Annotated in this window: 24 protein-coding genes; 21 read left to right on the top strand and 3 right to left on the bottom strand. The window is 54.0% G+C overall.

The window, feature by feature from the left end; translation table 11 throughout:
• Nucleotides 1-172 precede the first annotated feature (172 nt).
• The 9 genes from ACR0FE_RS18135 to ureG all read left to right on the top strand — a co-directional run bounded on the left by ACR0FE_RS18135 (nucleotide 173) and on the right by ureG (nucleotide 5576).
• Nucleotides 173-940, top strand: coding sequence for an urease accessory protein UreD (locus ACR0FE_RS18135; RefSeq protein WP_480914426.1), 768 nt, complete (start codon nucleotides 173-175; stop codon nucleotides 938-940).
• A 1-nt stretch (nucleotide 941) separates the two neighbouring features.
• A complete protein-coding gene (locus ACR0FE_RS18130; protein WP_170613846.1) occupies nucleotides 942-1244 on the top strand; it encodes an urease subunit gamma in 303 nt (100 codons plus the stop codon).
• Nucleotides 1245-1261: 17 nt separating this feature from the next.
• On the top strand, nucleotides 1262-1423 hold the full coding sequence (locus tag ACR0FE_RS18125; RefSeq protein WP_170613844.1) for a hypothetical protein: 162 nt from the start codon (nucleotides 1262-1264) through the stop codon (nucleotides 1421-1423).
• A complete protein-coding gene (locus tag ACR0FE_RS18120; protein ID WP_170613842.1) occupies nucleotides 1420-1752 on the top strand; it encodes an urease subunit beta in 333 nt (110 codons plus the stop codon). The genes ACR0FE_RS18125 and ACR0FE_RS18120 overlap by 4 nt, the downstream gene beginning before the upstream one ends.
• A complete protein-coding gene (ureC, locus tag ACR0FE_RS18115; RefSeq protein ID WP_480914425.1) occupies nucleotides 1727-3487 on the top strand; it encodes an urease subunit alpha in 1761 nt (586 codons plus the stop codon). The genes ACR0FE_RS18120 and ureC overlap by 26 nt, the downstream gene beginning before the upstream one ends.
• 120 nt (nucleotides 3488-3607) lie before the next feature.
• Nucleotides 3608-3832 carry a DUF1127 domain-containing protein gene (locus tag ACR0FE_RS18110; RefSeq protein WP_170613839.1) on the top strand — a complete coding sequence of 75 codons (225 nt, stop codon included), beginning with the start codon at nucleotides 3608-3610 and terminating at the stop codon, nucleotides 3830-3832.
• Nucleotides 3833-3860: 28 nt separating this feature from the next.
• The gene (gene ureE / locus ACR0FE_RS18105; RefSeq protein ID WP_170613837.1) at nucleotides 3861-4313 is read left to right on the top strand and encodes an urease accessory protein UreE; all 453 of its coding nucleotides are present in this window, start codon (nucleotides 3861-3863) and stop codon (nucleotides 4311-4313) included.
• Nucleotides 4297-4950, top strand: coding sequence for an urease accessory protein UreF (locus ACR0FE_RS18100; RefSeq protein ID WP_480914423.1), 654 nt, complete (start codon nucleotides 4297-4299; stop codon nucleotides 4948-4950). The genes ureE and ACR0FE_RS18100 overlap by 17 nt, the downstream gene beginning before the upstream one ends.
• Nucleotides 4947-5576 (top strand): urease accessory protein UreG, encoded by a 630-nt coding sequence (gene ureG / locus ACR0FE_RS18095; protein WP_170613833.1) that lies wholly within the window; start codon nucleotides 4947-4949, stop codon nucleotides 5574-5576. Before ACR0FE_RS18100 ends, ureG begins: the two co-directional genes overlap by 4 nt.
• Nucleotides 5577-6083: 507 nt before the next feature.
• Here the strand turns inward: ureG and ACR0FE_RS18090 are convergent.
• Together ACR0FE_RS18090 and ACR0FE_RS18085 are read right to left on the bottom strand one after the other, a co-directional pair.
• Nucleotides 6084-6716 carry a tyrosine-type recombinase/integrase gene (locus tag ACR0FE_RS18090; RefSeq protein ID WP_480914421.1) on the bottom strand — a complete coding sequence of 211 codons (633 nt, stop codon included), beginning with the start codon at nucleotides 6714-6716 and terminating at the stop codon, nucleotides 6084-6086.
• Nucleotides 6717-6871: 155 nt separating this feature from the next.
• The gene (locus ACR0FE_RS18085) at nucleotides 6872-7789 is read right to left on the bottom strand and encodes a helix-turn-helix domain-containing protein (RefSeq protein ID WP_480914419.1); all 918 of its coding nucleotides are present in this window, start codon (nucleotides 7787-7789) and stop codon (nucleotides 6872-6874) included.
• A 185-nt stretch (nucleotides 7790-7974) separates the two neighbouring features.
• Here ACR0FE_RS18085 and ACR0FE_RS18080 point away from each other — a divergent pair, with 185 nt between their 5' ends.
• The 7 genes from ACR0FE_RS18080 to ACR0FE_RS18050 all read left to right on the top strand — a co-directional run bounded on the left by ACR0FE_RS18080 (nucleotide 7975) and on the right by ACR0FE_RS18050 (nucleotide 16732).
• Nucleotides 7975-9717: an amidohydrolase gene (locus tag ACR0FE_RS18080; RefSeq protein WP_480914417.1), complete on the top strand. Its 1743-nt coding sequence runs from the start codon at nucleotides 7975-7977 to the stop codon at nucleotides 9715-9717.
• A 64-nt stretch (nucleotides 9718-9781) separates the two neighbouring features.
• Nucleotides 9782-10207 (top strand): putative quinol monooxygenase, encoded by a 426-nt coding sequence (locus ACR0FE_RS18075; protein WP_480914415.1) that lies wholly within the window; start codon nucleotides 9782-9784, stop codon nucleotides 10205-10207.
• A 68-nt stretch (nucleotides 10208-10275) separates the two neighbouring features.
• Nucleotides 10276-11103: a hypothetical protein gene (locus ACR0FE_RS18070; protein WP_480914413.1), complete on the top strand. Its 828-nt coding sequence runs from the start codon at nucleotides 10276-10278 to the stop codon at nucleotides 11101-11103.
• 142 nt (nucleotides 11104-11245) lie between these two features.
• Nucleotides 11246-12034: a DUF3299 domain-containing protein gene (locus ACR0FE_RS18065; protein ID WP_480914411.1), complete on the top strand. Its 789-nt coding sequence runs from the start codon at nucleotides 11246-11248 to the stop codon at nucleotides 12032-12034.
• A gap of 395 nt (nucleotides 12035-12429) precedes the next feature.
• Nucleotides 12430-13146, top strand: a complete 717-nt coding sequence (locus ACR0FE_RS18060; RefSeq protein WP_170613819.1) for an ABC transporter ATP-binding protein — start codon at nucleotides 12430-12432, stop codon at nucleotides 13144-13146.
• 215 nt (nucleotides 13147-13361) lie between these two features.
• Nucleotides 13362-15506: an ABC transporter permease gene (locus ACR0FE_RS18055; protein ID WP_480914409.1), complete on the top strand. Its 2145-nt coding sequence runs from the start codon at nucleotides 13362-13364 to the stop codon at nucleotides 15504-15506.
• Nucleotides 15507-15511: 5 nt separating this feature from the next.
• Complete coding sequence (locus ACR0FE_RS18050; protein WP_170613815.1) at nucleotides 15512-16732, top strand: permuted SH3 domain-containing protein; 1221 nt, start codon at nucleotides 15512-15514, stop codon at nucleotides 16730-16732.
• Nucleotides 16733-17104: 372 nt separating this feature from the next.
• Here the strand turns inward: ACR0FE_RS18050 and ACR0FE_RS18045 are convergent, their stop codons facing one another.
• Nucleotides 17105-18631, bottom strand: a complete 1527-nt coding sequence (locus tag ACR0FE_RS18045) for an alpha/beta hydrolase (RefSeq protein WP_480914407.1) — start codon at nucleotides 18629-18631, stop codon at nucleotides 17105-17107.
• Nucleotides 18632-19233: 602 nt separating this feature from the next.
• Between ACR0FE_RS18045 and ACR0FE_RS18040 the strand changes: the two genes are divergently transcribed.
• The 5 genes from ACR0FE_RS18040 to ACR0FE_RS18020 all read left to right on the top strand — a co-directional run bounded on the left by ACR0FE_RS18040 (nucleotide 19234) and on the right by ACR0FE_RS18020 (nucleotide 23872).
• Nucleotides 19234-19521 carry a hypothetical protein gene (locus tag ACR0FE_RS18040; protein ID WP_480914405.1) on the top strand — a complete coding sequence of 96 codons (288 nt, stop codon included), beginning with the start codon at nucleotides 19234-19236 and terminating at the stop codon, nucleotides 19519-19521.
• A 21-nt stretch (nucleotides 19522-19542) separates the two neighbouring features.
• Complete coding sequence (locus ACR0FE_RS18035) at nucleotides 19543-20082, top strand: ankyrin repeat domain-containing protein (RefSeq protein WP_480491721.1); 540 nt, start codon at nucleotides 19543-19545, stop codon at nucleotides 20080-20082.
• Nucleotides 20083-20339: 257 nt separating this feature from the next.
• Nucleotides 20340-21320: a nuclear transport factor 2 family protein gene (locus tag ACR0FE_RS18030; protein WP_480914403.1), complete on the top strand. Its 981-nt coding sequence runs from the start codon at nucleotides 20340-20342 to the stop codon at nucleotides 21318-21320.
• 143 nt (nucleotides 21321-21463) lie between these two features.
• Complete coding sequence (locus ACR0FE_RS18025; RefSeq protein ID WP_480914402.1) at nucleotides 21464-22417, top strand: ornithine cyclodeaminase family protein; 954 nt, start codon at nucleotides 21464-21466, stop codon at nucleotides 22415-22417.
• A 441-nt stretch (nucleotides 22418-22858) separates the two neighbouring features.
• Nucleotides 22859-23872, top strand: a complete 1014-nt coding sequence (locus ACR0FE_RS18020; protein ID WP_480914400.1) for a GlxA family transcriptional regulator — start codon at nucleotides 22859-22861, stop codon at nucleotides 23870-23872.
• Nucleotides 23873-24052 lie beyond the last annotated feature (180 nt).

Genomic DNA, 24052 nt, shown 5'->3' with positions numbered 1-24052 from the left:
GCCACACGATATGGAAATAGGCAGTTTGAGACGCTGCAGATTAGCGTTCCGACCCTACAATAGAGAAACAAGTGGCACCAAAACGACGCTTTAAAGGTGCCCGATTACCCAAGCTGCTGCCATATTGCCGACGTACAGTGCGCTGCCGCCCCGTGCTGCAGGCACCGTCTACTTGAGCACCAAGAAATTGGGCCAAAGGACCGTGCTCGACAAGTTGCGCCAGTCCGGGTCTTTGAAATGCCTGTTTCCCAGAACCCCGACGCCTGATCTTGATGCGGTTCTTCTGAACACTGCAGGTGGTGTGACAGGCGGCGATTCATTCCGGTTTTCAGGCAAGGCAGCGGAAGGCACCGCGCTGACACTGACGACACAAGCCTGCGAGCGTGCCTACAAGGCCCAACCTGAAGAACGTGCCCAGGTTATCAATCATCTGACGGTTGAAGCAGGAGCCCGCCTGAATTGGTTGCCGCAAGAGAGCATTTTGTTCAACGGCAGTGCTTTGGAACGACGCCTGAAGATCGACAAGCAACCGGGTGCCGAGGTTTTGATGGTAGAGCCGCTGGTCTTTGGGCGCGCCGCCATGGGCGAGACGTTGACCGATATCCGCTTAAGCGATCGGATCGAGATACGACACGAAGGAAAGCTGGTGTTCCTGGATGCGATGCGGTTCTCCGGTAATTGGCACTCTCACCTATCCAAGCCGCATATTGCAAACGGCGCAGGGGCGATGGCACTGATCGTCTTTGCATCGGAGGCTGCCGAAGGTCATTTGGATTCTATTCGCGGAATGCTGCCCGACGACGCAGGTGCAACACTACTCCAAAATGACCTGCTGGCTATCCGTGTTCTAGCCCACAACAGCTTGGCCCTTCGCCGCACTCTGGTCCCGGTTCTGCGCAGGCTGAACAAAGACACATTACCCCGTTGCTGGATTCTCTGAGATGAACCTGACCCCTCGTGAAAAAGACAAACTACTGGTTGCCATGGCTGCTGAGGTCGCCCGCAAACGGCTGGCCCGCGGTGTCAAGTTGAACCACCCCGAGGCCATTGCCCTGATTACCGACGCCGTGGTCGAAGGCGCACGCGATGGCTGTTCAGTCGCCGATATGATGCAAGCCGGCGCCGAAGTGATCACCCGCGACCAATGCATGCAAGGCGTGCCCGAGATGATCCACGAGGTGCAGGTCGAAGCTACTTTCCCAGACGGCACTAAGCTTGTCACTGTTCACAACCCAATCCGCTAATTTCCAAGGAGTTCCAAATGAACCGAATGTTGTTTCCCGCTTTTATTTTGGCTGGTCCTGCTTTGGCCCATACGGATACCCATATTCATGCCCATGGCAGTGATTTCGCCCTGCTCGCAGCTGGGCTGGCATTGATCGCGGTCATCGCCATCACGGTCATATTGAATCTGCCTAAATGATCCCGGGTGAGATCATACCTGCCGAGGGTTCACTGACACTCAACGCAGGACGCAGCAGTCGTCTTGTTGTTGTCGCCAATACCGGTGATCGACCGGTGCAGGTCGGCAGCCATTACCATTTTGCCGAAGCCAACTCTGCCTTGGATTTTGATCGCTACGCGGCCTTGGGGATGCGGTTGGACATCCCGGCAGGCACGGCTGTGAGATTTGAGCCGGGCCAGACTCGCGAAGTCATACTGGTGCCAGTTGACGGGCGCCGGCACATCTACGGTTTCAATATGCATATCATGGGGGCTCTGAAAGATGCCGGGCAAGATCAGCCGAAGTGACTATGCGTCAATGTTCGGCCCCACGGTCGGTGACAAAGTACGATTGGCAGATACCGAACTGATCATCGAGGTTGAGAAGGACCTGATCGTTGAGCGCGCAACGGCTGCGCGTTTCAGCGAAACCGGGCACCGCGAAGATGTCTATGGGGAAGAGGTCAAGTTCGGTGGTGGCAAAGTCATTCGCGACGGGATGGGGCAATCTCAGGCCACCCGCGCCGAAGGGGCCGTGGATACGGTGATCACCAACGCACTGATCGTCGATTATTCCGGTATCTACAAAGCGGACGTTGGGTTGACGGGCGGGCGTATCGCCAAGATTGGGAAAGCCGGCAACCCCGATACGCAACCTGGCGTGGACATCATCATAGGCCCTGGTACTGAGGCAATTGCAGGAGAGGGTCGCATCCTGACGGCGGGCGGGTTCGACAGCCATATCCACTTTATTTGCCCGCAACAAATCGAGGACGCGCTGCATTCCGGCCTGACCACAATGCTGGGCGGCGGCACAGGGCCTGCGCATGGTACGCTGGCGACCACATGCACCCCTGGACCTTGGCATATCGGGCGGATGTTGCAGGCCGCTGATGCGTTTCCAATGAATCTAGCCTTTGCAGGTAAGGGCAATGCCTCTCTACCCGCTGGACTGGAGGAACAGGTCAAAGCCGGAGCGTGTGCCCTGAAACTGCACGAAGACTGGGGAACAACCCCCGCCGCCATCGACTGCTGCCTGTCGACAGCCGATGCAATGGACGTGCAGGTGATGATCCACACTGACACGCTGAATGAATCAGGCTTTGTGGAAAACACCTTGGCGGCCATAAAAGGTCGCACGATTCACGCCTTCCACACTGAAGGCGCAGGCGGTGGACACGCCCCGGACATCATCAAGATCTGCGGCGAGAACTACGTTCTGCCGTCCTCGACCAATCCCACGCGGCCCTTCACAGTGAATACGGTCGAAGAGCATTTGGACATGCTGATGGTCTGTCATCACCTCGACAAGTCCATCCCCGAGGACGTGGCCTTTGCCGAAAGCCGCATCCGGCGCGAGACCATCGCAGCCGAAGATATCCTGCACGACATGGGCGCGTTCTCGATCATCGCGTCTGACAGCCAGGCCATGGGTCGGGTCGGAGAGGTTTTGATCCGCACTTGGCAAACCGCCGATAAGATGAAGAAACAGCGCGGTCGTCTACCCGAAGAAACCGGTGAGAACGACAACTTTCGCGTCCGCCGCTACATCGCGAAATACACCATCAACCCAGCCATTGCCCACGGCCTCAGCCATGAGATTGGTAGCATCGAAGAAGGCAAGCGCGCCGACTTAGTCCTATGGAACCCTGCCTTTTTCGGAGTGAAGCCCGAGATGGTTCTGCTGGGCGGCACGATTGCGTGTGCGCAGATGGGCGATCCCAACGCGTCTATCCCCACTCCGCAGCCTGTCTATAGCCGCCCCATGTTTGGCGCATATGGTCGGTCGGTAGAAAACTCGGCGATCACATTTGTCTCGCAAGCCGCCTATGCAGACGGGATCGGTGATGCACTGGGATTGGCAAAACAGACCGTCGCCGTCCAAAACACGCGTGAGATCGGCAAGCAGGATCTTCTGCTGAACAACGCGACGCCGCAAGTCGAAGTTGATCCGGAAACCTACGAAGTCCGGGCGGATGGCGAGTTGCTGACCTGCCAACCCGCCGAAGTCCTGCCAATGGCGCAACGATACTTTTTGTTCTGATCAAAAATGTGCTGAGTTGCGGCCCGCGCAAGGCTGAAATGACCAAACACGCTCTTCTAAATGAGGCCACTATGACAAATATTAAATCCAATGGGAGGACCAACATTTACGAGGGTCCAAATGGCACACTCAACAGCACAAACACACGCACGCTTTTCGCTGCCAAATTTGATCGCATCCATCGGATCGTCAATCTACTCGGCCCTGATCAGCGTGGCCGAAGCTCAATCACGCGTCCGGCAAGTCGAATTCCTGCAATCACTGAGCGACGAAGAGTTGAAAAAGCGCGGCCTGGCGCGCGAACGGATCGTGCATCGGGTATTTTCGGACTCAATCTGGCTCTGACCATTCCCCCTGCAGAGGAGGCGACGGTATGACCGCCCTGCTCTGTATTGCACGTAAGTATTCGGATCACACGCATAGCGATCCAGCAGACTGTCTGTCATTAACCTATGACGACCGCTTTTTGCGGCGCAAGGTTTTGACCTGCGAAAGTGGCGAACAGATTCTCATCGATCTGGCACAAACGACTTCGTTGAACCACGGTGGCGCTTTGGTTCTGGATGACGGTCGCGAAGTGGAAATACAGGCTGCACCCGAAGCGTTGCTGGAGGTTAAAGCCCCGGACCTGACGCGCATTGCTTGGCATATCGGCAATCGCCACACGCCCTGCCAAATCGAAAAGGATCGGCTTCTGATTCAGGTCGATCATGTGATCCGAGACATGCTTCTGAAAATCGGAGCCTCGGTTCGGGAGGTTCACGAACCGTTCACCCCCGAAGGTGGGGCCTATGGCCACGGCAGGACTCATGGCCACGCCCACTGACGCTGATATCCTTACGCTAACCCAGTGGTTGTCTCCGGCATATCCCGTAGGGGGCTTTGCCTATTCTCATGGGCTGGAAGCTGCAATTGACGAGGGAGCTGTCTCCAGTTCACAAGATACCCAATCCTGGGTTTCACATGCGCTGGAACATGGATCTGGATGGAATGACGCTCTGTTCGTAGTGTCCGCATACAACGCTCAGGATAAAGATGAACTTATCAGTGTCGATGCCAAAGCGCGGGCCATCTGCGCGTCATTTGAAAGAAAAATGGAAACCGAATTGCTGGGACAAGCATTCGGAACGGTCACAGGAGACGTCTGGGAACTAGATATCCAACAATATGCTTACCCAGTTTCAGTAGGCCACGCCGCACGTCTGCAGGGCCTCCCCATGTTACTGGCGACAAAGATGTATTTACAAGCATTTGCAAGCAACTTGGTCGCCTGCGCAACGCGCCTAGTGCCGCTGGGCCAAACCGATTCTCAGAGACTGATACGTAATTTGACACCGCTATGCGCTCACATCGCCGAAAAAGCGCAAATGGCAGGCTTAGAAGAACTGAGTTCGACTGCGTTCCTGACGGACATAGCGTCGATGAAACACGAAACACAGTATTCAAGGATATTCCGTACATGAACAATATGAACGGCCCTCTTCGCGTTGGCATCGGTGGTCCGGTTGGAGCCGGAAAGACCACTTTGACTGCTGCCTTATCTGAAGCTCTGCGCGACGTCTGTTCGGTGAGTGTCATCACCAATGACATTTATACTCAGGAGGACGCTGAAGCATTGATGCGTATGCAAATTCTTCCCCAAGATAGAATTATCGGCGTCGAAACCGGCGGTTGTCCACATACAGCGATCCGCGAGGATGCATCGATCAACCTAGCAGCGGTCGCTGAAATGCAGGAACGCCATCCCGATCTCGATATTGTTCTTATCGAAAGCGGCGGCGACAACCTGTCGGCTACTTTCAGCCCGGAGCTCGCGGACCTCACAATCTATGTGATTGACGTCGCCGCTGGTGAGGAAATCCCACGAAAGGGCGGACCGGCCATAACAAAATCCGACATCCTGGTCATAAACAAAACGGATCTGGCGCCGCATGTTGGCGCTTCACTGGAGGTCATGGAAAGAGACGCAGCCAGAATGCGCAAAGGACGGCCTTTTTTGTTTTCGTCCCTTCGTCACAAAAAAGGGGTTGCCGCAATTGTTGACCTCTTGGTGAAGCGGGGTGGGTTAACAATTTCAGAAGCGAATTAGCACCCAGAGCGAAAATGCCAAATTGTCGGCACCTGAAGTCGATTGGAGAGGCCGAAAGTACAGTCTTTCATTTCCTCGTTCGTCTGGACGTTATCTTTTTTCTTCACCTAGCTGTTGTCTGTACAGGAAGAGCAATAAGCTCAGCCATACAACTACACACAACCAAGCCATTTTTCGAGGCCGGTTTCTTGCGCGCTCTGCGAGTTTCACCCTCCGATATTTCTCCGCTGAGGGGCACGCACGGCGCGAAATTGCGACGCCCGCTTTTCGCTCTCGAAGAGGACGTTCGCCGAAATATTCTAGAGTGACTGCTTACTTCCCGCAAGCATTCACATGGCAATGATGACAACCCAGCTACTGACCTGAGCCCCGGCGATCCGGGCGAGAAATTCGACTCAATCAACGACGGTGGCGCTCGTCTCGGCTCGGAAGTCCAGTGGAAGGTCAGCACTGATGCGACAATTGCCAGTCACGAAAAGCGGGCGACTCTTGCCGCCCGCTCAATCTTCACACGTCGATCTTTTCTGCGATACTCAGCGCGTCTTCCAGTTCAACGCCAAGATATCGAACTGTGCTGTCAACCTTGGTGTGGCCAAGCAAGAGCTGCACCGCGCGTAGATTGCCTGTTTTCCGGTAGATCAGTGCCGCTTTTGTGCGTCTTAGCGAATGCGTGCCGTAACCGTTTGGCTCCAAACCAATCGCCGACACCCAATCGCGGACCAAACGCGCGTACTGTCGCGTCGATATATGCGGCCTTTCGTGGAAGCGGCTTGGGAAAAGGAAATTGCGTCCAAGCATCTCCGGGCGACATACCCAGGTCCAGATGGACTGGCGGGTATTTTCCGAAACCTCGAATTTGACTGGCCGCTTTGTTTTGCTCTGGACAACTGTCACGCGTTCGCGGACACGATCACCAGCAACAAGATCGGCTACGTTCAAACGAACGAGATCGCAGCCTCGCAGCTTGCTATCGATCGCAAGATTGAAGAGTGCCAAGTCCCTGAGATTGTCCGAGAGTTCAAGCCGGGCGTGGATGGCCCAGACCTGCTTCGCGAGAAGCGGGCGTTTCTGGCCTATATGGCGACCTTTGTTCCACGGCGGGCGTTTCGGTGTGATGGCAGGAAGTTGAAAAATGGACATCAATTGTCCTCCATCCTTCCTTCCCTCTCCATGCACCGACACCGTGTCGACCAACTGAATCTATCAAGGAGCCAAATGGCAGGTTTCATCAGCATATCCAACGTTCGTGAGCAGCGCAGCGTGTGACCGCAGGGAGCCCAAAGTGGACTTTCGTCTTAAGAAGCTCCTGCACCTGAACCAATTTTTGGTCGGGTCGCGGTTTCTATAGGGGTTTCGCCGAAGAATTGGCGGTAGGCAACTGATGTCCGGCCTAGGTGACTAAAACCTGCCTCGCCGATGAGCTTCGAAACGACACCTTTCTCATAGGTGCTTTCCTGCAGAAGCGACCTTAGTCGATGCAGTTGGACGATCGATTGGAACTTGCTTGGGCCAACACCAAGCTGTTTTTCAAAGGCCAGAAAGAGTGTCCGCCTGGATACCCCGAGTTCGCGACACAGTTCTTGAACCGTTAGTTTCGTGCCAGCCGGGTTTTCTGAAAAAAACTCTTCTGCCGCCAAAACGATCTTCCATTGACTATGGCTCGCCTTCTCTTCAGCCATTTGTGGTTCAGCACAGTAAAATAAATCTCCTGCCAATTTTTCGAGGCTTTCGAATATGCCATTCAACATGCAAGCCTTTGGCATGCCCCTGCCACTTTGTTTGTGGCAAAGGCACATTTCAATGGTCTGGACATAAGCATTCAGACGGCCAGATTTGGACAGGCGGATTGGGGCTTCAAATGTTGACCACCCCCGCTTTTCAACTTGGTGTCGTGGGACTTCCAGCATGTAAATCTGGGTGCCAGATTCAGCAACGTAGTCATATTCTGTCTGCTTTTGTCCCTGCCAACACACTAAAAACGGATCCTCATACAAGATTCCCTGAAATCGGACCGGATCACCATTTGGCAGGAACAGACCGTAGAAGACCGTACCGCTATGTTGAACCTCTTGATAACGTATACGCGAATAAACTTCTTCAGAGTGAACGCCAAAACCATTGTATTGGGCACTGCGCCAATTCAGCTTTGGTCCTTGGGGAGATAGCAGTAGCGCTTCGTATTGAACGTCATTGTAATAGGGCAGATTTTCCACTGAACGTATTTTTTTGGAAAAGAACATTGCGCCTCAGTCAACTTAATTCGCGTCCGGCTCTAACCGCACCATAATGAAATTCAATTATTCATAATAGTTTGCACGATTCGGATAGCCAATCACAAACTCAGGTTACACTATCGATCTCGAACACAGAAAACCTGTCAATGTCCTCGGAGTGCCTCATGAAGAAGCTATCACTTTCCATTGCTGCGCTATTGGTATCATCAACGTCTCTCTGTGCGCAGGCCGCCGATCTGGTCTTTACCAATGCCTCTGTTCTTACCATGAACGACGATGCGCCGACCGCGCAGGCCGTTGCGGTCACGGGTAACCAGATAAGCTATGTTGGCGATGTCGCGGGGGCAGAGGCGCTGGTTGGCGAAAACACCGAAGTTTTGGACTTGGGCGGGGATACCCTGCTGCCGGGCTTTGTGTCAGGCCACGATCACATCGTTGCCTCGGGTTGGACGTCGCGCGGTGTAAGTTTGTTTGGAATTGAAACGCTTGAGGAGTCCTTGGCGGCCATCAAGGAATATGCCGATGCAAACCCCGACGAAGAGTTGATCCTCGGCTATGGGTTCAATCAGGTAGCTTATGGCGGGTGGCCCACAAAAGAAGATCTGGATTCGGTGGTTTCTGACCGTCCGGCCTTTATCCTCGACTTCACAATTCATGACGTTTGGATGAACTCCAAGGCCTTTGAAGTGGGTCAAGTCAGCCCTGATGAAGAGGATCAGGTGCCGGGCGTTATGTTCTGGCAGCGTGACGCGGAAGGCAACCAGACCGGAATCGGAATTGAGTTCCAGTGGGCTGCGGCATTTAGAAATGCGGGGGCTTGGGACCCAGCAGGTGAAATTCCTGATATCCAGAAAAACCTCTACGATCAGGCGGCCAAAACCGGAATCACAGCAGTGCACGTGCCTTTGATGGCTATGCCGACAGTTACCGATCTGTCGCTTGTGAAAGATGACGAGAAACTCGCACTGGCCCATCTACACGAACTGGAAAAGAATGGAGAACTGACGATCCGCACTTTTGTTGCGACGGGTTTCAAGGACCCAACTGCCACTGCTGACGAAATCGTGGAACACACACTAGAGTTGCGCGAGCAGTACGACAGCGACATGCTGCGCATCTGGGGCATTAAGATCCATCCGGAAGGGAACTGGAGTTCAAAAACCGCCTGGATGCTGGACGACTACGCGGACGGGTCCGCGACGCGCGGTGCGGCTGCCATTGAAGGCCCAATGATAACTTCGGTCTATCTACATGCCAATCAGAACGGGCTTCCGGTGGGCACTCACGTCGATGGATCACAAACAGTACGCAACACGGTGGACGCGATCATGACCGCGCGGGGCGCTGGTTATAACGTTCCCAACAACCTGCTACACCATTATTTCTGGGTGTCCGATCAGGACCATGAAACAGTCATTGAGAATGGCATCATGGTAAATACGACGCCTATTTTCCACGTTGATTGGGAAAACCAGGATGTTAACGCATTGGACTTGTTGGGTCGTGCAAAGGTCGAGGCGATTTTTGCCCGCTATTCCTCGCTGATGGCCTTAGGGCACAACGTATCGATATCTTCGGACGTGCCATCCTCGCCGATTGATCTGATTGGTCCGCTCCTCAATGTTGAGATTGCGATGACTTTGCAGGACCCACTGAATCCGGACAGCAAGCCGTTCCCGTTGTCCCGCAAACCGGCCTCATTGGAAGAGTCTTTGAAAGCAGTCACGATCTATCCTGCCGCGCAGCAAGCGATGGAGGACAAAATAGGCTCCATCGAAGTGGGAAAATATGCCGACCTTGTTGTTCTCGATCAGGACATAACTGCAGTCGAACCGCGTGAAATCTCGGACATAAGGGTGTTGGGCACGCTTATGGATGGGCGCTTCACGCATCGGGACGGTATTTGACTTCAGAGGCCGTTTCCGCTGGGGGCACACAATGCCCCTCGCCGCTTCAGGAAGGAAACCAGAATTGAAACGACTGATCTGTTGCAAAGCCGCTTTGATAGCGACATCCCTTTTTGCGCCGGCGTATGCGCACGCGGAGGAAGTCGCATTTATCGCCATACTGAGCGTTCCGGCTGAAAACGCACAGGCTTTTGATACATTGGCCAGAGACATGGTTGAGGCATCGACCTCCGATGACGGGCTTTTAGTTTACGAATTCGCCCGAGTTGGCGAAACGGTTTATGGCTATGAACGTTACATGGATGCGGCTGCCCACGCCCGGCACGAAGCGTTGATAGAGCCCTTCATTCCGCAGTTGGTTGAGTTGGCGCAGTTCGAGAAGATTGTCACCCTATCGCGGCTTACGGATGACCATCAGGAACTGTTCCGAGGCATTGGGGCAGAGATTGGCCAACCAATTGCAGCGGCAGCGCGAAGGATATCCGAATAATTCCGCGATTGCGACGAATGTATTAGGACAGCCTAACGACAATTCAAAACGGAGCACTATAGCAAAATATGAAAAGCCTTCTTTACACTAATGCACTGCTCTTCGCCGGGTTGATCGGTGTTCAAGCCAATGAAGCCCATGCTTGTGACGCGGCTTGTCAGGCAGCGCGGAAGGCTGCGAACCCGCTTGCGGACACAAAAGCACTAATCACGGATAATACAATCGCCTTCAGGACCGGGACGAATGATGAAGAAAGCTACAACTTTCAGCTACAGCCCGTCTATTCTGTTCCACTGACAGACGCCACATTGGTGCTTCGGGGCATTGTGCCGATCCAAGGTGTCCAGCCCGGAGCCGTATTGCCACCCGGAATTGTCGATCCCTCGACAGAAAATGATCTGACCTGGGGCATCGGTGATTCAACTGTACAGGCATTTTATTCACCTACGCCGGGAGAAAGCGGAATCGCGCTTGGCTATGGCCTGCAAGTTTCCCTGCCAACGCACACGAATGACGCCTTGCAAGGTGCCGGTTGGGGCGCTGGCCCTGCCTTTGTCATGTTTGGGCAAACCGGTGATCTGTCATGGGGTGGCGTCATCGCTCATATGTGGGGTGAGAACGATTTCAACGTAACCATCCTGCAACCCATTCTGAACTACGGTTTGGGAGAGGGCTGGTACGTTGGGTACAACAACGTCCTTTCGTACAACTGGAATGCCGCAAGCAATGACGAAGCATGGGCAATTCCACTGGGTTTGACCGCCGGTAAGACGTCGATCATCAATGAGACTAAGGGCACCGCTATGGATGTCAGTGTCGGATATTACACTTTAGAGCGCAGACCTGACGGCGGGCCGGAAAGACAACTGAAACTGGGTCTGTCGTTCTTTTTTTGACCGGCGCTTTGGAAGAATGATTCAAGAGACTGCTTTCAACGACTGGGAGCAAAAAACACGAGAGTGAAAGATCCCTTGCAAATTAAAACTTGGCCGAAAAATTTGACCCGTCGCGACTTGGAGTGAGAACTGGAGCTCTGAAATGACAAGTAACCTGATTGCTCTGATAATTTCTGTTTTTGCGTTCGCATACATTCAAGCTGCTCAGGCAGAGATTGTCCAAGTCCCGCAAAAACCTGCTGCCCAAACTTCTCCTTCAGGGGCAAAGCATTTTGACATGTCTGAGCGCATGCTTGATTTGGCCATTGCCGCAAGCTCCACAGCGCTAGATGATCCTATTCAGGAGCATGTTGCGGTTAGCTGGCGTGATTTGAAAACAACCCTAAAGTCTCTGGAAACCCCATTTGAAACACTGCCAGATCCGTTGTTGAACGCTATGCGAACGCAAGTTCGTTGGCGAACATCCAGTGCCAGTGAGCGCACTGATCCGGATCTAATTCAAGAGTATAAGGCGGCCAATGGTATTCTGTCCGCCCATGATGTCGACGTAGAAAATCTCATGCTAGAGCGCCGAAAAATCATTGCGCAAAACAACTCCATCGGGCGCGGTCCAAATTTAGAAAAACTGGGCAAGACAATCAGGCTACCCGGTTACATAGTACCACTGACAATCGATGGAGCAATTGTAACCGAATTCCTGTTTGTTCCGGTTGCAGGTTCTTGCGTTCATACACCTTCGCCGCCACCGAACCAGATCATTCATGTAGATTACCCTAAGGGCATCGAGTTCAAGTCGATTTTCGATGCATATTGGATCGAAGGCGAACTGCTAGCTGAACGCCGAGTCAGCGACGTTACATTCTACGACGGCGCTACAAACGTGGAATCCATTTATGAACTCAACGCGCATATTGTTGAAGCATTCACCTAGTGATTTCGAAGAAGCTCATCCGCCAAAAAGCCGAGAGTTAATGTCGCGCTTCATTCGTTTCGCCTATTTGGATGGCAATACACTCAGGACGCGCTAGACGGCGTAACAAAGGCTCACATCAGCGCAGAGTGCAGCCAATGTGTTCAGAGTTAAGAACGGCGGCTTTGTCCGCGTTGCTGTCATTGGTTCCCGCTGCAGCGAAAGACTGCTCTGAGTCCCAATGCGTACTATCAATCCCAGTCGCCAACGGGCGATGCATAGCACAGCTCAAAGATAAAGTTGGGTTAAGGCCCGGCATTTTGCGTTCGACATAAATAGAAAGCATGGACCAAAGGACAAGTTGCCGTATTTGCCAATGTGTTGACCCGCCGCCCCCGCTATTACAGTGTGTCGTCATGAAACACCTGCCTGGTTATACCTTTCGTACGGAAGCTCTATCCAAGGTGTACGGGGAAGGGGAAGCCGCCGTCCACGCTCTGCGGGGCGTCGACCTTGAAATCCCGAAAGGTGAGATGGTCGTACTGCTCGGTGCATCAGGCAGCGGGAAGTCCACTTTACTAAATATACTCGGAGGCCTCGATCGCGCATCGGGCGGGCAAGCGTGGTTTGGAGGTACAGAGCTGACAAGCCTTTCGGATCGCGACTTGACGCTATACCGGCGCCATCATGTCGGGTTCGTGTTTCAGTTCTACAATCTCATGCCCAGCCTTACAGCCGAAGAGAATGTGGAATTGGTCACCGAAATTGCACAGAACCCGATGCGACCCGCGGACGCACTGGACCTTGTCGGGCTGGACGCAAGGAAAGATCACTTTCCAGCGCAGCTTTCAGGGGGTGAGCAGCAACGCGTAGCCATCGCGCGTGCCATTGCGAAAACACCCACTGTTTTGTTCTGCGACGAGCCGACCGGAGCGCTCGACAGCCAGACAGGTCGGGCCGTGCTTCGGGTGCTGAAAGACGTCAATGAACGACTGAACACCACTGTTCTCATTGTAACACATGCGGCTGCAACAGCAGATATGGCTGACCGGGTAATAAAGTTTGCAGACGGCATGATCCAAGATGTTCAGGCCAATTCCGAAAAGCTCACACCTGACGAGATCAACTGGTGAGTCCGCTTGACAAGAAAATAGTTCGGACTTTGCGCCGCTTGAAAGGGCAAGCCGTCGCGATAGCCAGTGTTATCGCATTGGCTGTAATGACCCTCGTGATGATGACCGGTTTGGTTGGTACGCTTTCCGAGACACGCAGTACGTATTACGAACGCTACCGCCTTGCGGATGTCTTTGCTCCAGCCGCGCGCGCGCCGCAAACGGTGCTTCAGCATTTGGCCAATCTGCCCGGCGTTACGGCGGTTGAAGGGCGGGTGACTGGCGGGGCTCTGATTACGCTGGAAGAGGCTGGCAGACCCGTGCGCGCCACGGCACTTTCAATACCGCGGGATGCTCGTCCGCTCATCAACAACTACATGCTTACAAGCGGTCGCGCGCCCCGTGTCGGGCGCAATGACGAAGTCTTGCTATTGCAGAGCTTTGCCGACGCCGTTGGTCTGGCACCTGGTGATAGTCTGTCTGCGACGATGAACGGCGCTCGAAGAACCTTTGTTGTTGTCGGATTGGCGCAAAGCCCGGAGTTCATCTACATCGCTGCTCCGGGAGAAATTGTGCCGGACGACACACGCTTTGCCGTTTTGTGGATGTTGGAGGATGCCATGGCAGCAGCCTTCGACATGAAGGGGGCTTTCAACGAAGCGCTGCTCTTGCTCTCAAGAAATGCCAATACGCAGGAGGTGATCGCCGGGGCAAACCGCCTACTCGACAAATATGGAGGTTTGGGCGCTTACGGTTTGGAAGATCAAGCGTCCAACAGGTTCGTGACAGAAGAAATCGCTGGTCTTCGCGCAACAGTAGGGGTGGTGCCGCCGATCTTTCTGGCTATCGCGGCGTTCCTGCTCAATATCGTGATTGCCCGAATGATCCAATCCGAACGAGAACAAATAGGAATACTAAAAGCCTTCGGGTACACCAGCCTTGAAATAGGTGTTCACTATTTCAAGCTTGTTTTGGTGATCGCATTGTGCGGTGCCGTTTTCGGCGGGGCGCTTGGGATTCTGTTGGGGCGCCTCTTGTCGGGTGTTTACCAGACGTACTACAAGTTTCCGTTCCTCGTTTTCCAGATCAGTGCAGGTGCCTTTGCTCTTGGAGTCTCAGTCAGTGTCTTGGCGGCATCCGCAGGCGCAATTCTCGTTCTGAGATCGGTATTCAGTCTGACACCCGCGATCGCTATGCGACCTCCCGCGCCGGTAGATTATAGCAGGACTGGGGCCTTCGGTCCGCGCATAAAAAGGCTTTTGGACCAGCCAACCCGAATGGTGATGCGTCGCATTGTGAGGCAACCCGGCCGTATCCTCGGCGCGATTGTCGGGATTGCCTGCGGGATGGCACTGTCTGTTGGTATGGTTAGCATTCTGGCCGGCTTCGACAAGACCATTGATATGACGTTTTCCGTCATTGACCGCAGTGATGCCATGGTCAGTTTTACACATCCGCTGTCCGATACGGTTCAGTATGAGCTTGCATCGCTCGACGGCGTTCATACCGTTGAGCCCGTTCGTGTGGTGCCTGTGTTGTTTCGGCATGGACTGCGCCAGTATCGTGGTGCGGTAAACGGGCTGCAACAAGACGCGCGTCTGAACCGCGCTTTGAAGTCAGACTTGGAACCGGTAGAACTTCACACGAATGGCATTGTGCTTTCGACTGCTTTGGCAAAAGTTTTGAGTGCGGAAATCGGAAATACCATTGAAATTGACGTGCTGGAGGGGCGGCGTCCGAAATTGACTGTACAAGTTACAGGTGTGGCGGAAACTTTGCTTGGATCTCCTGCGTATATGTCCCTCGACGGGCTTAACCGCATACTCAAAGAACCGGGGCGTGTCTCGGCAGTCTACCTGTCGGCGGAATCCGATCGGCTTGAGGCCTTGCAGCTTTACTTTGCAGAACTGCCGCGGGTGGCCGGGATCTCGGTCAAGCGTGATGCGGAGCAAGCGATGCAAAAGATCATGAACGAAGGCGCAGGGTCCACCCGTTATTTGATGGCGCTCATCGCGGCTGTGATCACCTTTGGGATCATCTATAACACCGCGCGCATTTCATTTTCTGAAAGCATGCGTGATCTGGCAAGCCTGCGCGTCATCGGGTTCACGAAGGGCGAAGCATCTTATGTGCTTTTGGGGGAGTTGGCGGTTGTCGTACTCGTTGCTTTGCCTCTCGGAGCACTCATGGGCTACTTTTTGTCGTTTGCGATATCGGCAGGTTTTAGCACCGACATTTATCAGGTCCCAAGCGTGTTTAATCCCAGCGGGTATGGCACTGCGGTGCTGGTGGTTCTGGCTGCTTCAATAGTTTCTGGGTGGATTGTAAAGCGAGATGTGGACCGGGTTGACCTGGTCGAAGCGTTGAAAATTAAGGAGTAGTCCTGATGGCGCAAAAAAAATCACGGTGGGTGCTTTCGATTGTCACCATTGTGATAATTGCGATCGTGTTGCTTGTAGCGTTCTGGCCTCGAGCGGTGGCGGTGGATCTGGCTCAGGTTGAAGTTGGGGACCTAATCGTCACGGTTGATGAAGAGGGGCGCACGCGTGTGCACGATTCATATGTTGTGGCGACACCAGTTGCCGGACGACTGCTCCGCGTTGGTGTGGAGCCGGGTGATCCGGTTGTTGCGGATCAAACGGTCATCGCACGCATGTTGCCCACCAATCCCTCCATGCTTGATGTACGGACGCGCGAACAGGCCCGCGCGGCGGTCACTGCTGCAGAAGCTGCTCTCCGCGTGGCCCGCGCCGATCTAAACAAAGCGGTCGCAGATCTGGCGCTGGCGGAAGAAGATCTGGAACGCGCGGAGTCGCTGATGAAGAACGGCCGCATCAGTGAGGCGGCGTTGGCCCGCGCCGAGCGCGAAGGCCGAGTCGCCCAGGCCGTAGTCGACAGTGCCGAGGCTGCTATTTCGGTTCGAACCGCAGAACTGGCGAATGCGCGTGCTCAGCTGATCGGATTTGATGACCGTGGCATTGCATCGGCACTTACATCACACTCGGACGAAGTGATCCCGCTGCTGGCGCCTGCAACTGGGCGGGTTCTGCAAGTGATACAGCAAAACGAAATTACGCTGCCTGCGGGGGCTCCCATCCTGGAAATCGGCGACATCGACGGAGACCTTGAGGTTGTTGCCGAACTTTTGTCTTCTGACGCTGTTCAGGTGTCCGTGGGCGATCGTGTTATTATTGACGAATGGGGCGGGGGGAAGCCGATTAACGGAGCGGTAGAGCGCATCGATCCGCTTGGATTTACAAAGTTCTCGGCCTTGGGGGTCGAGGAACAGCGCGTAAACGTTGTGATTTCAATGGAAACACCCGATGTATCCACCGGCCGATTGGGCCACGGGTACCGGGTAGAAGTACGGATCGTCATTCAGGAAGATCCGGAAGCGTTGATTATTCCTGCTAGTGCAATGTTCCGGGCGCAGCAAGGCTTGTTTGTGTTTCTGGTCGAGGATGGAAAAATCTTCGAACAACCAATCGAAGTCGCCGCGACCAATGGCGTGCACGCCAGCGTCGCCAGTGGTTTGAACGCGGATGATTTAATTGTTCTCTACCCATCTTCAGGATTGGTTGACGGAACGCGGATCACAAAACGGTAGACATGTCACTAACCCAACCCACTCAGCTTATGTAAAGACGATGATCATGTCACCAAATTGAGGTTCACAGGTCTTTGAACATTATTGGGAATCTACTGCCTTGGCATGAAGAAAGTTTGAGTTGGGCGTTTCTTGTGGTAAGCAGTGAATGGCTCAGATTGTCTCCTGTCCACAAGGGGTCTGGAGGTGTTGAGCGCTCTATGAATGACGCGCAAATCCAAAGATTGGGAGTTTGTTGTCGAACGGTTGGTTTGTCCGCATAGCGGTCGTTCGCCTTGCACGCCGCTTCTCAGGAATGTGGAATAATCTCTCAACTTCTATCGACGGCGTGTGCCGAGCTCGCAAGACAGATTAAGGAACGTCGACACTGGTTCACCGGTTCCGGCATCCAAGCTGGTACCCGATATCGCAATGCGCTTTCAGCCGTTTGGTGTCTGTAGCAGTCCAGTCCGCAGGGGCCGTGACCTCGACCCAGGGCGAGATGTAATCCTGCGCAAAATAGGCGTGTCCATGTCCTGGTGGCGTACCAAAAGATAACGCCATATCGAGGGCCAACTGAAACTGCGTGACTACCGGGATGAAGACGAGTTGCTTTGAAACATCTTCGGCTGGAGGTTCGTTCATCCAGGGCGGTGCCCGCCAAAGGGAACTCGGATCGTAGAAAACGATCGGATCGCTGGAATACTGCAGGAATACGATCCGCATCTCCCCCCAGTCAGCGATGGCTTGAGAGGCATCCGAGAAGTGAGACGCAAATCGGACGAACGATCCGTTCCCAATGATGGGGAGCACCCATGGACTGCCAGGATCGCGCGCGTTTTGCGCTTGCTGCCAGAACCGTGACGGAAACGGCGGGCCGGCCCAGAAGGCTCCATCGATCGGGTCGTCGGCAAGGCGGAAGAGGTTGGTGGCGTACATCGACGACCAGGCACCAAGGCTCAGACCATGCACGTAAAATCTTGGGCGGCGATCCTTTGGCAGCGTCCGCCAATAGGAGTGCACCACGTCGAGAAGCGCGGTCGCCTGATCGAGTCCGGTCCGGGTTTCTAGAACCAGTGCCAGAGGCGATTGTAGGTAGGAATACTGGGCGCTAACCGTCGCGATATCGCCATTGTGCATGTATTCCACCGGATCGTGAGAACCCGGGTCCATCCAACCGGTTCCTGTGGGGCTAGTAACGATCAGAACTTCCCGATCAAAAGCCCTCAGCCGTTTTAGCTCGGCAAGTGCCAGTTCGGCCCGCTCTTGCGGTGACTCGCCGTTTGCCCGGCCGACATAAACCCGAATAGGGTCCTGCGCGGGTTTGCCTGTGAAGGCGGAAATCGCTTCGGCATCCGGTCCATCCAGGACGAAATCTCGACCAGGTTGACCCATCGCCGCCCAGTCAATCAGAGACGCTTCGGAACCAGCCTGATCCGGTCTTTCGGGCAGGTCAGGCGCGATATCAAAAAGCATCTGAGCGGCCTCGAAGCTTTCATCCAGGCCCGTGACCACCCGGTCGAAAATGCCGTCGCGGGTGACGACGAAGAGCAGCAGGGCGACCGTCACAACGCCCAGAACATTGGCTCGGCGCGGCGGCATGAAGCGATAGAAGCGGTCCCTGACCCATCGGAACAGGGCCGCCACGAACGCGCCGATCAGAAAAAAAAGCGCAAAGGTTCCGGTCCCTGCCAAGAGGATCTGCGCCAGGTGCTTTGCATCTGCAAGCTCCATCCCCATTTTTGCGCGTAACTCATTCTGCCATTCAAAGCTGAAAGTCAGCGTCCATATTGAAAGTCCGGCAACAAGAGCTGCAAAGACAATGTTGCCAACAAGCGCTAGACGTCCGCGCATGCGAGGCAGATCGGCGGCCTGCCAAATCAGTTCGAGCACACGTCCCAGAAGATAGCCAAGCGCCACCAAGATCCCGCCTAATAATCCCTGAACCATTGGCTCGCGTGGAATGAGGGAGGGGGTCAGCGAGGCTGCAAAGAACAGAAGACCTAAAAGCAGGCACGGTAGGGATACTCCGGCAATCAGTGGTCTTATCCACCACACAATCGTTCCTCCACGATCCAGGACAACTCAGCCAGCTTAGTGAAACGCAGCGCGATGGGCCATGTTTATTGTGTGAGTTCCGGGGTATCGCAAGCACCGAAGCTTTTGCGGTCCCTCTCCCTGAGGACGCACATAATATGTGGAACGGACATGTCCGCTTTGGCTCGGAGCGGTCGTTCGCTATGCAGCCAATCATTGACCGCGTTGCGGACTAAGCCGCCTCTTGCCAATGCGGCGAATTTGGCGGTCGCGAGCCCACCAAAACGTGGAACGAGTCGCGGCGTTGCAGTGCGATTTCCCGAAAGCGGACATTCAAATCAAACAAATCCGCTGAAATCCAATCCGGACATTCGCTGCGACCCTGTTCTACGTCTCACATGCGGACAAAGCGGCCACTCTTTGCAAGAAATGAAATTGACGACTAGTTGTGGTATTAAGGCTCCCACAACCGGGGGGATGCCGCAATGAACAGAACTTGGAAAACATTCCTCGCGGGCGTGGCTGCGCTATGCGCCACCATGTCGACAGGTTCCGCTGAAATGATCCACTTGATGGCTCGAAAAGGCGATGTCGCAAAAGTTATGTCAGAAATCGAAAAAGGAGTGCCGGTGGATCTGCCGAGCACCACAGGCGCTCGTTTTGAAGGTTCGTCACCACTCGTAGTCGCATCTCGGTTCGGTCGTACCGACGTGGTCGCGGCCCTGTTGGAGGCTGGGGCCGACCCAAACTACTCTCTTCCCAATGCGGAGTAAGAAAAAACTTTTGCATACCCAATCCATGCTGCGTCAAGCAACGGACACACAGAAGTTGTTCGATTGCTTTTGGAAGCCGGCGCTGATCCAACTGTCGTGGATCCTTGGCTTGGGACAGCACTGCATTTCGCCTCGTTGCGTGGGCACGACGAAATCGTGACCATGCTATTGGATGCTGGCGTACCTACAAGTGCCAGTATCCCTAGTGTGAAGCACTTGATTGGTAATGCCGATAGGGGCCGAGGAGAAACTCTGGCAGGTGCCTGCAAAGCCTGTCACAGCTTGGAGAACCATGGGCAATTTCAAGCCAATGAAGGTCCGCCACTTTGGGGAGTTCTCGGGCGCACCATTGGCTCGTACGATGGCTACGAGTACTCGACGGCTTTCTCAGCGACTTCAGGTGTCTGGGACTACGACAATCTCAACTCGCTTCTTGGGCGTCCACGAGAATACATTCCGGGAACAAAGATGGACTTAGATGGAGTTTGGTTTGATCAGGATCGCGCAGACTTGATTTCTTACCTCCGGACACTCGATGAAAACCCGGTCGCATTGCCTTAACAACCAATCGAAATTGAGCGTAGGATACGCGTTGGTGAGGTAAGAAGCAGCCATCAGAAAGAGCTCGTTGGGCGTCTGCTTTGCGGACAAAGCTGACTATGTCTTTATAGCCGCTCCGGCTTGGCCTACACTGACAGGACCTCAGAAATGAAGATCTCGGGAAAAGGTTATGCCATGACACGCTTCAAAAGGAACTGGACGTGCGAAGGTCATGTTTTTCGAAGTAGTTTTCTGGCCGTCGACGCGACGGTTTTGGCATGAGAGATACGATCAGCCCCTCTTCGGAACTCGCCGCTATAGTGGCACGATGGATCAACGCCTACGGTCGGGGCGATGGAGAGACGGTGGCACATCTTTTTTCTGATGACGCTGCCCTGTCATACTTTGGCTCAGCACACGGCGAGGCTTGGAAAGGCGATGCGCTGCGTCGCGGTATGGAGCAATACATCGGTGAGGTTCCACGGTTCAAGTGGCACCCAAAAGACCTGAGAGGATTTGAATGCGGATCACTCGGTTGGGTCGAATGGGAAGCAAGCATTGAGGGTATTGAAACAGGACAGATCGCGCACCTACGTTCTACGGTCATTCTGAAACTCGACAAAGGATCCTGGAAGATTGTGCACGTTCACAATTCCCTACCGGTCAACAACGTAGAGGGATTTGGGTATGAGGCCAGAGGCTTTGAGGAACTGCTTGATGCCGCCCTCTCTACACCCCATGAACTCGGCCAAAGTGGTATAGCGACCATCATGTTCACCGATATCGCGGACAGCACAAAAATCGCTGAGGCTATAGGTGATACGCTTTGGAGCGACGCCCTCGGAAGACATCTGCGACTTGTCGAAACGCAGATCGTCGGGAGTGGTGGACGTACGGTGAAATCACTGGGAGACGGGGTGATGTCGTCTTTTGCTTCCGCAAGGGCAGCATTGCTGGCAGCTCAAAATATTCAACAGGCGAACGCGGCGGAATCAAACGAGCCAAAGTTGCGGGTTCGCATCGGCTTGCATACCGGCGAAGTGATAACTTCTGATGCTGATCACTTCGGGACTGTTGTCAACAAAGCAGCACGTATAGCCGCCCTGGCAGCACCAAGTGACATTCGCGTCTCGGATGCCACACGGATCATGGTGGGCGGATCACAGGAGTTTCAATTTGCCGAGCAAATGACTGTTCCGCTTAAAGGTCTCGAAGGAGAGCATACAATTTTCAAACTCAACTGGCTTGAGACAACTTGAGACCGTAAGCATGAAAACAGAAATCCCAATGCAACGAATAATGTACTCGAGTGAAGTCCCAATCTAGACACCCAAAGCTTATGTTAACACGCAACTTAATAGCCTAATCGGGAAGCCGGGTTGTAAAGCGGAGCGGCGCCAACATGACTTCTGAAAGCAAAATAACTTATCTTTCTGACAAAGACTTGGAAGGTTTAGGTATCCAACCTTCGGAAGTTGCCGACGCGATTGAATCTGCGCTGATAGCCAAGGCAAGTAAGCAGCTTCATACGTCCCCCAAGATAGCCATTTTGCCCGGGGATGGACGGTACGCAATGTCGACCTTGGCAGTAGGAGATGATGGGTTCATCGTGACCAAACAGGTAACGGTGTGTCCGAACAATCCGGCAAAGGGGCTCCCTGCGATTAACGGCGCTATCATGGTAATGGACGGGCAAACCGGGGTTCTCCGGGCAGTCTTAGGGGCAAATTGGGTAACGGCTGTTAGAACAGCGGCACTGTCAGTCGTCGCCGCGCGTCGACTTGCTGATCCAAATGCTGAGACAGTGGCTTTTGTTGGGGCCGGCGTGCAAGCTCACTCCCATTTGGTTGCGTTTTCCGAGGTTTTCCCCTTGAAAAGCATTCGTGTGTTCGGACGTGGCAAAGCGAATGTCGACAAGCTTTGTCGTCGGGCTCGGGACATGGACCTCGACGCCCAAACAGCCACCAGTGCCAAGGACGCCTTGCGTGATGCCGATCTGGTAGTGACATCAATAACTTTGGACTATTCCATCGAACCTTTTCTGGATGCCCGATGGCTAAAGCCGACTGCCTTCGCCGCCATTACGGATGCCTGCATTCCGTGGCTTCCTGGGGGTATGACCGCTTTCAAAACTGTTATTGTTGACGACCGAAAACAGGAATCTGAAAGCGACAAACCAATGCTGCCATATAAACGAGTAACAGGGGACTTGACGGAAATTGTCTCGGGAGCAGTCGATACCACTTTAAGCGAGAAACCGGCTGCATTCGCTTTCAGAGGGATTTCTTTGGGAGATTACGCAACAGCGGTACTCGCAGTTCGTCGGGCCGCCGAGGTACGAGCTCGGCAAAAGTAGGAATCTTTAGGCTTTCGGCTCAGCGCTGCCATTTTCTGCGATGAGCATGATTGAACGCTCGCAGCCCATAGCGGACATCCAAAACTAGTCTTTGCAGTTTCCGAGATGCGGAAAAGCGGACATCGAAATTGCTCAAACTAACGGTCTCTCACCAGTGAACAGCCTGGTCCAATATAGATCACCGAATTCCACATCTCTTCTGTAACTTTGTAGTTGCCGGTTCCTCTTTCTTGGTCGTCTGTTGGGCTGAGTCCTACTGAGGCGGATCTCTTCGGAAAAATCAGCATTTTAGTGTCGAAAAATAAATCCCAAACTGCGTTCATCTTCACTAATACCTCCAGAGGGCTGCGTGCCTTTGAAGATTGCGCGACATTTTTCGTTGGGCTTGAGTGGTGGAACAGCTAAAAAAGGGGTAAATTCACCATTTTGGGAATTTTGCCTATGCCATTTTCGGTTCAGATCATTGCCACCCCAGAAACCAGCGCCTCCAGCGTGTTTGGCCTGTATGACACTTTGGTGGCCGCAGGGCGGGACTGGGAACATCTGGTGAGCGGCGAGGAGCCAGTGCCGGTGTTTGACGTTAGCCTCGTTGGCCCAGACACCAAGGGATTTCGTTGCGGAAGTGGCGTATGGACCGCTCCAGACCAGACATTTAACAACGCAGACGACGCTGATATTGTGGTCGTACCTGGACTGACACTTTCTCCCCACGACCGGCTCGACCCCAAACAACATCCTTGCTTGGGGTGGCTTGCCAAGCGCGACTTGGCCAAGACACGCATAGTGTCAGCCTGTACAGGGGCGGTCTATTTGGCGGAAATAGGTATTTTGGATGGGGTTGAAGCGACCACACATTGGGCTTGGGAAGGCCTTTTTCGGAGGTTTGATCCGAATGTACGGCTTCGCATCGACCGCGGCCTTTGCTTTGCTGATGCGTCTCGCGGACCCGTAACGTCGGGTGGGACAACCGGATGGCAGGAACTCGCTACGTTCCTGATCGCGCATTACGGCGGCACGCAAAGGGCGGTGCGGGCAGCAAAAGTTTGGCTTATGGCCAACCGCGGAGAACTTCAGTCACCATTTAGTTCAATGATCACTACGGCACCTCATGCTGACGCCATTATCTCACGGGCTCAGTTGTGGATTTCCGACAATTACGTCATCGACAACCCAGTCGCAGAAATGGCTAAACGTTCCGGGTTGCCGCCAACTACGTTTGCACGACGCTTCCGCCAAGCCACGAGCAAGTCACCGCAAGATTACGTTTTGGCGCTGCGAATTGAAGAGGCCCGACAGTTGCTTGAAACTACCGCCTGCCCCGTCGCGGAGGTTGGAGAAGCAGTCGGCTATGCCGACGCGCCTTCGTTTAGGAGATTGTTCAAGAGAAAGACAGGAATGACACCTAGCGAAAATCGCAAAATGTTCGGTCTGTCTCGGTTTTCTAGCTACTCCTGATGGACGGTGTTCAAGATTGGCATACTATTGACCGCATAGGGCTCGGTGTCGCCTTTCACTGCCTTACACATCGGTGACTACCGGACAACAAGCCCCACTCATCAAAGTCTACAAGACGCCAACCTGCGGCTGTTGTGCCGCATGGGTGGATCACCTGATTTCCGCAGGATTTCGCGCCGA

This window comes from Ruegeria sp. K7, from assembly GCF_056531785.1.
The sequence above is the reverse complement of the archived record's forward strand: the minus strand, read 5'-3'. Positions and strand labels throughout refer to the sequence as shown.